Here is an 11,622-nt window from a genome sequence, read left to right as displayed (position 1 = left end):
ATCGCCCGCAAGCGGGCTCCTGCAGCACCCGCGAGGTCATTCGTGACGGAACTCGGCTTGTATACCCCGCTCAACACGTTGAAGCCGGTCGCCGCCGACATCTGGATCGTCGACGGTCCGGTGGTGGCGATGGCGGCGCTGGGCCTGCGCATGCCGTTCCCTACCCGCATGACGGTGGTGCGGTTGCCTGACGGCGGGCTGTGGTGCCACTCGCCGATCGCGCCCGACGCGGACCTGTTCGAGGCGATCGATGCGCTCGGCCCGGTGCACCACCTGGTGTCGCCCAACCTGCTTCATTACGCTCACATCGCCGCGTGGAAGCGGCGCTATCCGCACGCCACGGCGTGGGCTTCGCCCGGGGTGCGCCAGCGCGCGGCCAGCCAGCGGATTGAGGTGCATTTCGACGCCGATCTGGACGACGCGCCGCCACCAGACTGGGCCGGCAGCATCGAGCAGCTGCGCTTCCGCGGCAGTCGCGTCATGCAGGAGTTCGTGTTCCTGCATGGCGCCAGCGGTACGCTGATCCTCACCGACCTGATCGAGAATTTTGAACTCGCCAGGCTGCACGGCCCGATGCGCTGGCTGGCCCGGCTGGGTGGCGTACTGGATCCCGATGGCAAGGCGCCATCGGACATGCGCCTGACCTTTCTGGGCCGCAAACGCCAGGCGCGCGCTTGCCTGGCACGGATGCTGGCGTGGCGGCCGCAGCGCGTGGTGCTGGCGCACGGGCGCTGGTTTCCGGACCACGCCATGGCCGAGTTGCGCCGGGCCTTTCGCTGGCTCGACTGAGCCGGTGTCGCGCCACCGGAACGATCCGTTCCGGTGACGCCGCTTGGATTGGAGCGCGAACAGGACCATCTTGGCGGGCATGTCTTCCCAGCCGGAGCACCCCATGAGCGATCGCCACATCACCCGCCGCTTCCGCGGCATGGACACGTCCGACGGCGCTGGCGTGAAGCTCAAGCGCATCATCGGCCAGCCCGCGCTGGACATGCTCGACCCGTTCCTACTGCTGGACGAGTTCCACTCCGACAGCGCCGACGACTACATCGCCGGCTTCCCCGAGCATCCGCATCGCGGCTTCGAGACGGTCACCTACATGCTGGCCGGCCACATGCAGCACGGCGACAACCACGGCAACCGCGGCGACCTAAGCCCCGGCAGCGTGCAGTGGATGACCGCCGGCCGCGGCATCCTGCACTCGGAGATGCCGCAGCAGGAGAACGGCCTGATGTGGGGCTTCCAGTTGTGGGTGAACCTGCCGGCGAAGGACAAGATGACCGCGCCGCGCTACCAGGACATCGGCCCGGAGCGCATTCCGGTCGTGCGTCCGGCCGACGGCGTCGAAGTGAAGGTGATCGCCGGCACGCTGGCCGGCGCCACCGGCCCGGTCGAGGGCATCGCCACCGCGCCGGTGTACCTGGACGTCAGCCTGCAGCCGGGCGCGCAGTACACCCTGGAGCTGCCGCCCGGGCATCACGGCTTCGCCTACGTGTTCGAGGGCGAGTCGGCCCTGGTCGGTGGCGAGCAGCTGCGCCGCAGCGAGCTGGGCGTGCTGTCCGAAGGCGAGCAACTGCAACTGGCGGGTGCCGACAAGCCGTCGCGCCTGCTGGTGGTCGCCGGCCAGCCGCTGAACGAACAGGTCACCCGCTACGGCCCGTTCGTGATGAACACGCCCGAGCAGATCCACCAGGCGATCGCCGACTTCCGCGCCGGCAAGTTCTGATAAAGCAACACGCCTCTCGCGATGCCCCCTCTCCCTCCGGGAGAGGGGGCATGCAAGGAGCGCTTTGCTCCATTGGAACGGTTCAGCCCTTCACGCTGCCCAGCAGCAGGCCCTGCAGGTAATGGCGCTGCAGGGCCAGGAACAGCGCCAGCACCGGCAGCACGGTGACCACCGAGCCGGCCATCATCAGCTCGCTGTCCTGCGCGTGCTCGCGCGCCAGCGAGGCCAGCCCGATCGGCAGCGTGTAATGCTCCTGCCCGGTCAGCGCGATCAGCGGCCACATGAAGTCGTTCCAGGCGGCGAGAAAAGTGAAGATCGCCAGCGTCACGATGATCGGCTTCAAGAGCGGCAGCACGATCCGCGTGAAAATGTGCCACTCGCCGGCGCCGTCGATGCGCGCGGCCTCCAGCAGTTCGTCGGGGATGCCGCGCGCGTACTGGCGCACCAGGAAGATGCCGAACACGCTGGCCAGCGCGGGCGCGACCACGCCGGCGTAGCTGTTGACCAGGCCCGCGTACTTCAGCAGCAGGAACAGCGGCAGCATCGCCACCTGCGCCGGGATCACCAGCGCGCCGAGCAGCGCGCGGAACAATCGTTCGCGCCCGGCGAAGCGCAGCTTGGCGAAGGCGTAGCCGGCCATCAGGTTGAAGACCAGCGACAGCGCGGTGACCGCACCGGCCACCAGCACGCTGTTGAGCAGGTAGCGGCCCATGCCGGCGCGCACGAACAGCTCGCGGTAGTTGCCGAGCGTGGCATGCGCCGGCAGCAGCGGCGGCGGCAGCGCGCTGGCCTCGCCCGGTGCCATGAACGAGACCGACAGCATCCACAGCAGCGGGAACAGCGCCACTGCCGCCATGCCGAGCAGCAGGCCGTTGACCAGCGCCTTCGCCAGACGCGGGTTCACGGCTCGCCTCCGCGGCGCGACAGCTTCAGCATCAGCACGGTCACCGCGAACATGAGCAGGAACAGCAGGAACGCCACCGTCGAGGCGGAGCCTAGGTTCCACCACTTGAAGCCGTCGTCGTACATCAGGTACAGCACGCTCACCGTGCTCTGCAGCGGGCCGCCCTCGGTCATCACGTAGGGCTCGGCGAACAGCTGGAAGTAGCCCGACACGGTAAGGATCGCCACCATCAGCAGGGTCGGTTTCAGCATCGGCAGGGTGATGTGGCGGAACTGCCGCCAGCTTGATGCGCCGTCGATGCGCGCGGCTTCGTACAGCTCCGGCGGGATCGCCTGCAGCCCGGCCAGGAAGATGATCATGTTGTAGCCGAAGTTCTTCCACACCGCGAACGCGATGATGGTCGGCATCGCCCAGTGCGGATCGCCCAGCCAGTCGATCGGGTGGATGCCGAGCAGGTCCAGCACATGGTTCGCCATGCCGTACTTGGTGTTGAACAGGTAGCGCCAGATCACCGCCACCGCCACCACCGTGGTCACCACCGGGGCGAACAGCGCGGTGCGGAACAGCGCCTTGCAGCGCGCCAGCGGCGAGTTCAGCAGCAGCGCCGCACCCAGCGAAGCGCCCATCGATAACGGCACGCCTACCGCCACGAAATACACGGTGTGGCCCAGCGCGGACCAGAACAGCGGCCGGTGCAGCAGCGCCCAGTAATTGCCGAGGCCGACGAAGCGCAGGTTGCGCAGGTCGGCCAGCGCGTAGAGGTCGTAGTCGGTGAGGCTGAGGATGAGTGCGGCCAGCACCGGCAACAGGAAGAACACGCCCAGCACCACGAGTGCCGGGGCGAGGAACAGCCAGGCGCTGCGCGGCGGCTTCATGGCGTGTGTTCCCGCGCATGGTCGAGCACCCAGCGGCGCTTGGCCAGGATCGCGTCGGCGCGTCGATCGATCTCGGCCGCGGCCTGGTCGATGCTCAGCCGGCCGGCGATCGCCTCGGCGGCGACCAGCTGCATCTCGTTGGCGATGCGCTCCCACTCCGGCACCGGCGGGGCCGGCCGCACCTGTTCCAACTGCTCGCGGAACGCGCGCAGCTTCGGATCGTCGCGCAGTGCGGCGCCCTGCCACGAGCTGCGCCGCGGCGGCAGGTCGCCGAGCAGCTCGTAGAAGCGCTGCTGCACCGCCGGCTGCGACAGGTACTCGATCAGCTGCCAGGCGGCGTCCTTGTGCTTCGAGGCGCGGAAGATCACCAGGCTGGAGCCGCCGGCCACGCCGATGCCGGCGCCGTCGGGGCCGGGCAGCGGCGCGGTGGCCCAGTCGTCCTGCTGCGATGCCGGGAGGCGCGAGCGGAATTCGCCGAGGTTCCACGGCCCGGACAGGTAGAACGCGTACACGCCGCGGCCGAATTCCGTCCACGGGTTGCCGGCCTCCACGTTGGTGATCGCCGGCGCCTGCTGCAGCTTGAACGTGTCGACGTAGAAGCTCAGCGCGCGCTTGAAGCCGGCGCTCTCGAAGTTGCCGTAGCGGCCGCCGTCGCGCAGCAGCGGTTCACTCTGCTGCAGCGCCAGCGACATCAGCTGCTCGTACTCGTTGGTCGGCAGCAGGATGCCGTAGCGGTGCCGCGCCGGCTCGCTCAGCGCGGCGAGCTGGCGCCGCCACTCGGCCCAGTTGCGCGGCGGCGCGGCGAAGCCGGCGGCCGCAAGCAGATCCTTGCGGTAGAACAGCAGCCGCGTGTCGACGTACCACGGCACGCCATACAAGGTGCCGTCGATCACGTTGGTGGCCCAGATGCTGGCGAAGTAGTCGCGCGGTTGCACCACAGCCGAGGCGTCCACGCGTGCCTGCAGCGGTTCCAGTGCCTGCAGCGCGGCCAGCTCGGGCAGCCAGGTGTTGCCGAGCTGGCTGAGGTCCGGCGTGGAGTTGCCGGCGAACGCGGTGAGCAGCTTCTGGTGCGCCGCGGTCAGCGGCAGCTGCTGCACTTTCACCGTGATGCCCGGGTGCGCGCGCTCGAACGCCGGCAGCAGCTGGGCGATCGCCTCGCCCTCGCGGCCGATGGTCCAGAAGGTGAGTTCGTGTCCCGCCGGTGCCGGTGAACAGCCGCCCAGTAGCACGCTGCCCGCGGCGATCGCGGCCAGCCACCGACTGCGCCACGGCCGCCGCGGGCGCCCGCCCGGTTTCATTTTTCCGCAGCCCCCGCGTCCAGCCAGCCGCCGGTGAAGCCGGCGCGTTGGAGTCCCCGGCGGATGTACGGATTCTTCTTCATCACGTTCCACACGAAGTCGCTGCGCCAGTTCTCGATCATCAACACGATCGGACCCTGATCGATGCCCAGGTACACCGTGTCGACCCAGCCCATCGGCAGCAGTTTGCCGGTACGCAGTGGAGTCTGCACGTGGAAGCTGGGGTTGAACGCGTCGACGAAGCCGTACTCGCCGTAGATGGCCTTGCCGTAGCGGCGCTTCATTTCTTCCAGCGCCGGGATCACCAGCTCCGGCGCGAACGCGATCGAGCCGGCGGCGGCGGTCGGCGCGATGGTGCCGTCGTCGACCAGGTAGCCGAGTCCGGCGCCGCGCGCGGTGTAGCCGTGGAACGCCTCGCGCCGGCCGTGGCCTTCCACCACGAAGCCGCCGGGGCCGTTGCTGGCGGTCAGCCCCCACACGTTCGGGCCGTAGCCGCTCCAGCGGCCTGGGTTGGCGATGGCGTAGTTGCGCTGGGCGATCACCGCGCGGCGGCTGTTCTCGAAGTAGTCCAGGTCGTGCGCGCGGCTCCAGGCGTCGCGGATGCCGCGGAAGTCGATCCACGCATGGCTGTACTGGTGGCCGAACAGCGGGCCGAAGTTCAGCAGCTGCTGGCCTTCGAACCTGCCCCAGTGGCGGTCGTAGGTGCGGGTCCATGCGCGCCAGGCGTCGCCGTCGACCGGGTGGGTGGGCGAGCCCAGCGCCAGCACGTACAGCAGCATGGCCTCGTTGTAGCCCTCCCAGTCGCTCGGGATGAAGCGGCCGCCGGGTGTCCAGCCCATGCTGATCAGTGGCGGGCGCGCCTGCGCCCAGCGCCAGTCGACGCGGCGGTAGATGCGGTCGGCCAGCACGCGGATCGTGCGTTCGGCCGGCGTGTCGCGGTCGTAGTACGACTGCGCGAACAGCACGCCGCCGAGCAGCAAGGTGGTGTCCACCGTGGACAACTCGGTCCAGCGCGCATAGCGCTTGCCGCTGCGCATGTCGAGGAAGTGGTAGAAGAAGCCGCGGTAGCCGCTGGCCTCGTCCTCGCTCGCGTTCTGCGGCGCGGTGTCGAAGAAGCGCAGCGTGGCCAGGGTGCGTTCGATCGCCTGCGCGCGGCTGATGTAGCCGCGCTCCACGCCGACGCCGTAGGCGGTCAGGCCGAAGCCGACCGCGGCGATGCTGGAAAACGACTCGCCGGGATAGTGATCGGGGACCAACCCGTTGGCCGGGTTTGCGCTGTCCCAGAAGAAACGGAAGCTGCGCTGTTCGAGATCGTCGACCAGCGCCGGCACGACCGGCGCGCGGGCCTGGGTGACGGCGGCGGGCTGCGCCTGCCACGCCGGGCTGGCCGGGGCCGCGAGGATCAGGGCGAAACCGAGCAGTAGCGAGAGCAGCCACGCGGGCCGTGGAGAAAGCGTCATGAGGGTCCGCCGTAGGGTGCGTTTGCAGCCGCGCGAACCCGCAGCTTCACACGGATTCACAGGGCCATGCAGACGTCCGCCCGCAATCTGCGGGCGGACGGGTGAAGCGGCGATGCCGGCTGCCGCGGCTGGATCAGAACGTGTAGCGCGCGCCGATCTGGAAGCGGCGGGTCTGGTTCGGGTCGGCGCTGGTGGCGCGGCCGAAGTCGGGGTTCGGGTTCGTCGTGCCCCAGTTGTACTGGTTGTTGATATAGCCGTTGTCGACGTCGCGGTTGAACACGTTCATCACGTCGAAGCGCAGCTCCAGCGCCTGGCTCTCGCCCCAGCGGAATTCCTTGGCGATCGACAGGTCGAGGTTGAGGTACTTCTGCCCGTACTTGCCGTTGTGGAAGAAGATGCAGTTGTAGTCGCAGCCCGGTACGTTGGCGAAGTAGTCGTAGGGCAGGCCGGAGCCGTAGGTGAAGATGCCGGTCAGGCGGGTGTCCCACGGTCCGCGCACGATGCCGTTCAGCACCAGGTGCTGCTTCTCGCCGACGTGGCCGGCGGGGTAGCCGGCCGGATCGACGTAGTCCAGCGAGTAGTTGTCGTTGCCTTGCTGGCGCGCGCGCTGATAGGTATAGGCCAGCCCCACGCCCCAGCCGGAGGCCTCGGTGTACGGTTTGTCGATGCTGATCAGCACACTGCTGGATTGGGTCTTCTTGTCGGTGTTGTGCAGCACCACGCCATACGGGCTGCCCGGCATCTGGTTGAGCACGAAGCCCGGCTCCGGCAGGCGGTTCCACACCCAGGTGAACTGGTCGTAGCCGAGCACGCGGGCCAGCGTCAGCGACGCGGTCCAGTCGCCCATCAGCTGGCGCACGCCCAGGCTGAACTGGTCGGTGTGCGGCGGCTTCGTGTGGTTGTTGACCACGTCGATCTCGGAACTGAAGCCGGCCTGGCCGGAGGCCAGCAGGCTGTTGAGGCCGGCCGGGGTGAGGTAGCTCGGATCCCACGCGATGGTGCCCGGGGTGACGCCGCCCGGACTGAACAGGAAGGTGTAGTTCGGCACCAGCGAGTGCAGTTCCTCCTGGCTGATCCAGTCGAACGGCGTGCGGTCGTAGTAGCGGCCGGCGCCGCCGAAGATGGTGGTGCTCTGGTCGCCGTCCTTGCTGACGTCCAGCGAGAAGCCCAGCCGCGGCTGGATCGCACCCTTGTAGCCGTCGCGGTTGTGGCCGGTGCTGATGTAGTCCTGCAGGCCCAGGTATTCCAGCGTGGGGATCTGCACCGCCGGCGTCACGTAATCCTTGTTCAGCGCGTTGGTCTCGTAGTCCCAGCGCAGACCCAGGTTCAGCTGCAGGCGCTCGGTGATGTCCCAGTCGTCCTGCACGTACAGGCCGAGCTGGTTGGTGTGCAGGTTGGCGCTGGCGCCGGTGGGCGAGTACACCGCCTTGTACGGCGAGTTGAAGCCGCCGGGGAAGGCCGCGCCTTCCTGGAAGTAGTAGGTGGGCACGGTGGCGCTGTTCTGTTCCAGCGTGATGCCGTAGGCGGCGTACTTGATGCCCGCCTTGATGGTGTGGTCGGGCAGGCCGAACCAGGTGAAGTCGTCGCGCAGGGTGCGCTGGTCCTGGCCCTTGTCCTGCAGGTCGCTGCCACTGCCGATCACCGCGATGCCCGGGTCGTAGATGCGGCGCACCGAGCCGGACTCGGCCGAGGTCGGGTGCCACTTCGCCATGCCGGCATCGAGCAGCAGGTCGTTGATCCAGCTGTCGCCGCGCGACTGCCACTTCACCAGCAGGTCGTCGACGTTGTTCTTGCGGTTGCTGCGCGCGCTGTAGGCGGTGGTGCCGCCGAAGCCGAGCTGCTCGCTGTCGCGGCGGGTGGTCAGGCTGAGGTCGACGTTGTTGTCGTGGTTCGGTTGCCAGCTCAACTTGCCGAAGAAGGCCTTCTCGTTGAACGGCGCCGAGAAGGTGCCGTTGTACTGGGCGAAGCGCGGGTCGTTGATCTGCACCGTGTTGTTGGCGGTGTCCTTGCGCTCCTCGTAGTTGATGAAGAACTGCGCCACGTCCTTGATGATCGGGCCGCCTAGCGTGAAGCCGCGCTGCTCGCGCTTGTAGTCGGGCTTCTTGACGTGGTTTTTCTTGTCGAACGAGTTCTGCGCGATCATCCCCTGGTTCTGGTAGTAGTCGTACAGCGAGCCGTGGAACTCGTTGGTGCCCGACTTGGTGACCGCGGTGATGATCGCGGTGCCGGCCTGCTCGTACTCGGCCTTGTAGTTGTTGGTCAGCACGCGGAATTCCTGCACCGCCTCCTGCGAGAACGGGTTGCCGCGGGTGGAATCCTGCCCGGCGATGCCGCCCTTGAGCACGTTGTTCTTCAGGCTGGCGCCGTCGATGAAAACGTTTACATTCTCGGCCGATTGGCTACCCGAGGAGAAGGTTTTCTGGGTGGGATCACGCGAGGTGACCACGCCCGGCACCAGCTTGGCGAAGTCGAGGAAGTTGCGCTCGTTCTGCGGCAGCGTCTGGATCTGCTTCTGGGTGACGTTGGTGGCCACCTCCGAGGTGCGCGTCTCGACCAGCGTGGCTGCGTTCACCGTGACGCTTTGCAGGGTGGTGGCGCTGGCGGTGCTTGGCGCGGCGGCGGCGTCCAGGTTCAGGTTCAGCGACTGGCCGACCTGCACGGTGACGGTCCGGCTGGCGCCGCCGGAGCTGATGGTGTAGCTGCCTGGCGCCAGTCCGGCCAGGGTATAGCTGCCGTCGGCGTTGACCCTGGCCTTGCTGACGAAGCCGGTGGCGACATTGGTGGCGACGACCTCGGTGGGTACCTGCCCCTGTGCGGCGCTGACGCGGCCGCGCAGGGTCGCCGTGCTGGTCTGGGCCTGCACGCCCGGCAGCGCGAGCGTGGTGAGCAGCAGGCCGGCGAGGGCCAGTGAGATGTGCCTGGGTAGCGTGCGTTGGTTGGCCATGAGCTGATCCTCTCCCGTAGGTCGTTGCAAGTAGTTCGGACTTTTCTGTTGCCGCGTTGCTGGGGTGTTGCCCGTCGGCGGATTCCCTCGATCCCTCCGCGCCAGCTGCCCGGTTGTCGCGGGCGCTTCCGTCCGACGCGATCCCGCGTCGTCAAACTGTCGGTGTCGCTACGCGATCGCCGCCCCGCTGGAGGCGCGCACGACCAGCTCGGCGCCGACGTGGCGTCGGGTGCCGGCGGGCACGCTGCCGGGGTGGTCGATCTGCTCGCCCAGCAGCGCCATCGCCTGGCCGCCGAGTTCGGCGATGTGCACCTGGATGGTGGTCAGCGGCGGCGTCACGTAGCGCGCCATCGGCACGTCGTCGAAACCGCCGATGGCGATCTCTTCCGGCACGCAGATGCCGGCCTCGCGCAGCGCCGCCATGCAGCCGATCGCCATCATGTCGTTGGCAGCGAACACGGCGTCCGGTCGCGGCCGCATCGCCAGCACCTGCCGGCCGGCGCGGTAGCCGGATTCCTCGCTGAAATCGCCTTCCAGGGTGATCGCGGGGCTGCCCGGCGTGTGGCTGGCCAGCACCTCGCGGTAGCCGTGCTCGCGCTCGCCGGCGTCGCGGTTGCCGGGCGGCCCCTGGATGAAGGCGATGCGCCGGTGGCCCAGCGACAGCAGGTGCTCGACCATCAGGCGGGCGCCGCCGTCGTTGTCCACCGACAGCGCGCAGTAGTCGCTGCCGGCCGGCCGGGTGTTCATCAGCACGGTGGGCAGATCGTGCGGCAGGTTCTGCCGCAGGAAGTCGGCGTCGGCGTGTGGCGACATCAGCAGCAGGCCATCGACGCGACCCTGCATCGCGCGCAGCGCAACGGCGGCGGCGTCGGCGTCGTCGTGCGAGCTGGACACCAGCAGGTGCAGGCCGCGCGCGCGGGCGGCCAGGTCGATGCCGCGGATCAGTTCGGAGAAGAACTCGCCGTAGAGGTCCGGCAGCAGTGCGCCGACGGTGTTGGTGCGGCGGGTGATCAGCATGCGTGCCGCGGCATGCGGCACGTAGTGCAGGCGTTGCGCGGCTTCATGGATGCGCCGGCTGGTTTCGGCGGTCACCCCGTGGCCGCCGTTCAGTGCACGCGACACCGAGGCCACCGAAACCCCGGCCTCGCGCGCTACATCTTTGATGGTTGCTGCCGACATCCTGGATGTGTCCGGTCAAAACGTGCAGAAAACCCCATCGCCGCGGCAACGTAAACGTTTTCATGGCGCATTGTAAAGTGCTTGTAAAGCAAACTTTTCTGTTGCGCTGCCGCAGCTTTCGCACCTTCGTGGCTGGCGCGACGGTTGGATCGCCAGTGGTGGCAGCAGTGGCGCCGGGAGGAAGGCGCTACGGCGGTGCAACAGCCGGCCTGTTGGCATGATTCAGGCATGCCGTCGTGCGGATCTTCCGATTCTGTGAATGGCGTCGCCAATACCCGGCTCGGCGCCGGTTGTTAAAGGCTTGGTTTTGTCGTTAAATGAAGGTTAATCTTTGCGGGCTCAGGCCACTGTATCCTCAAGCTATCGCAAATAGTGAAGAAACCAGAGGCAAACTACTGTTTTATCAGGCCATGACGACTCTGCTGACCCTGCTGCTCGCACTCCCCGCCGTCCTGCTTGCCAGTGCGGTCAGGCGCGTGCCGGCCGGCCAGGTCTACAGCCTGTATCGCCACGGCCGACTGCTGCGCGTGCTGGAGGCCGGCACGCACATGGTGCTGCCGCTGCTGGATCGGGTCGGACACAAGATCAACCTGGCCGGCCAGACCCTGCGTTTCGAGGAGCCGCTGGCCGATGCGCACGACGTGCGCGGCACGGTGTACTGGCAGGTGCTGGAGCCCGAGCGTGCCGACGCGGTGTTCGAGCAGGTCGACCAGTTGATCCGCCGCGGCGCGCAGGAAGCCTTGCGCAGCGAGCCGGTCGCCGACCGCCGCGACCTCGGCGCGAAAGTGAAGCAGTCCTTGAACAGCTCGTTGCGTGAGCGCGGCATGATGGTGACCCGGGTCGAGCTCGACGTGGCCTGAGTCGTGCACCGCGCCAGGGCGCCCGAGAGCGCCCGCGCCGCAGGGGATTTGCAAGCCTTCGACCCGCTTCGGCGGGTCTTCCTTTGACGGGACCTGATTAGCGACGACGCTCAGCCATGAAAATTGTCGACGGCGCGCAATTTCGTCTCTGGCCAAGGCTTGCACAGGGTCATGGCGCGCGCCAGTCGCGGCAGCAGCTCGGCAAGTCGGAAACGGCGGTTGAAGCGGTAGGCGGCTTCGGCCAGATAGCGCCGCGCGTACTTGGCCTGGCGCATGGCGTGGTAGCAACCGCTGATCGCTCGTTTGACGTTGCCGAGCACCACGTTCACCCAGCGCGCTCCCTTGACCTCGGTCGCGGCGCGACCGCCCCCTGTCT

General features: G+C 68.0%; 10 protein-coding genes. 3 read left to right on the top strand and 7 right to left on the bottom strand.

Annotated features, from left to right (window positions below; genetic code table 11):
* The first annotated feature begins 42 nt into the window (after positions 1 to 42).
* Complete coding sequence (locus tag RHOOR87_RS0111110) at positions 43 to 789, top strand: DUF4336 domain-containing protein (protein ID WP_027485046.1); 747 nt, start codon at positions 43 to 45, stop codon at positions 787 to 789.
* A gap of 103 nt (positions 790 to 892) precedes the next feature.
* Positions 893 to 1,726, top strand: coding sequence for a pirin family protein (locus RHOOR87_RS0111105; protein ID WP_027485045.1), 834 nt, complete (start codon positions 893 to 895; stop codon positions 1,724 to 1,726).
* A gap of 82 nt (positions 1,727 to 1,808) precedes the next feature.
* Here RHOOR87_RS0111105 and RHOOR87_RS0111100 read toward each other — a convergent pair whose 3' ends face one another.
* The 6 genes from RHOOR87_RS0111100 to RHOOR87_RS0111075 form a co-directional block, all read right to left on the bottom strand.
* Positions 1,809 to 2,582, bottom strand: coding sequence for a carbohydrate ABC transporter permease (locus RHOOR87_RS0111100; RefSeq protein ID WP_231381782.1), 774 nt, complete (start codon positions 2,580 to 2,582; stop codon positions 1,809 to 1,811).
* A 44-nt stretch (positions 2,583 to 2,626) separates the two neighbouring features.
* Positions 2,627 to 3,505 (bottom strand): sugar ABC transporter permease, encoded by an 879-nt coding sequence (locus tag RHOOR87_RS0111095; protein ID WP_027485043.1) that lies wholly within the window; start codon positions 3,503 to 3,505, stop codon positions 2,627 to 2,629.
* Positions 3,502 to 4,803, bottom strand: coding sequence for a sugar ABC transporter substrate-binding protein (locus tag RHOOR87_RS0111090; RefSeq protein WP_027485042.1), 1,302 nt, complete (start codon positions 4,801 to 4,803; stop codon positions 3,502 to 3,504). Before RHOOR87_RS0111090 ends, RHOOR87_RS0111095 begins: the two co-directional genes overlap by 4 nt.
* On the bottom strand, positions 4,800 to 6,263 hold the full coding sequence (locus RHOOR87_RS0111085) for a glucoamylase family protein (protein ID WP_027485041.1): 1,464 nt from the start codon (positions 6,261 to 6,263) through the stop codon (positions 4,800 to 4,802). Before RHOOR87_RS0111085 ends, RHOOR87_RS0111090 begins: the two co-directional genes overlap by 4 nt.
* 133 nt (positions 6,264 to 6,396) lie before the next feature.
* Complete coding sequence (locus RHOOR87_RS0111080; RefSeq protein WP_027485040.1) at positions 6,397 to 9,207, bottom strand: TonB-dependent receptor; 2,811 nt, start codon at positions 9,205 to 9,207, stop codon at positions 6,397 to 6,399.
* A 168-nt stretch (positions 9,208 to 9,375) separates the two neighbouring features.
* On the bottom strand, positions 9,376 to 10,386 hold the full coding sequence (locus RHOOR87_RS0111075) for a LacI family DNA-binding transcriptional regulator (protein ID WP_027485039.1): 1,011 nt from the start codon (positions 10,384 to 10,386) through the stop codon (positions 9,376 to 9,378).
* 410 nt (positions 10,387 to 10,796) lie between these two features.
* Here RHOOR87_RS0111075 and RHOOR87_RS0111070 point away from each other — a divergent pair, with 410 nt between their 5' ends.
* Positions 10,797 to 11,246 (top strand): SPFH domain-containing protein, encoded by a 450-nt coding sequence (locus RHOOR87_RS0111070; protein ID WP_027485038.1) that lies wholly within the window; start codon positions 10,797 to 10,799, stop codon positions 11,244 to 11,246.
* Between the two features lie 110 nt (positions 11,247 to 11,356).
* Here RHOOR87_RS0111070 and RHOOR87_RS19185 read toward each other — a convergent pair.
* On the bottom strand, positions 11,357 to 11,622 hold a 266-nt coding region (locus RHOOR87_RS19185; protein ID WP_043795515.1), incomplete at its 5' end, for a transposase.

The organism is Rhodanobacter sp. OR87 (assembly GCF_000473345.1).
GTDB classification, from domain to species: domain Bacteria; phylum Pseudomonadota; class Gammaproteobacteria; order Xanthomonadales; family Rhodanobacteraceae; genus Rhodanobacter; species Rhodanobacter denitrificans.
The sequence above is the reverse complement of the archived record's forward strand: the minus strand, read 5'-3'. Positions and strand labels throughout refer to the sequence as shown.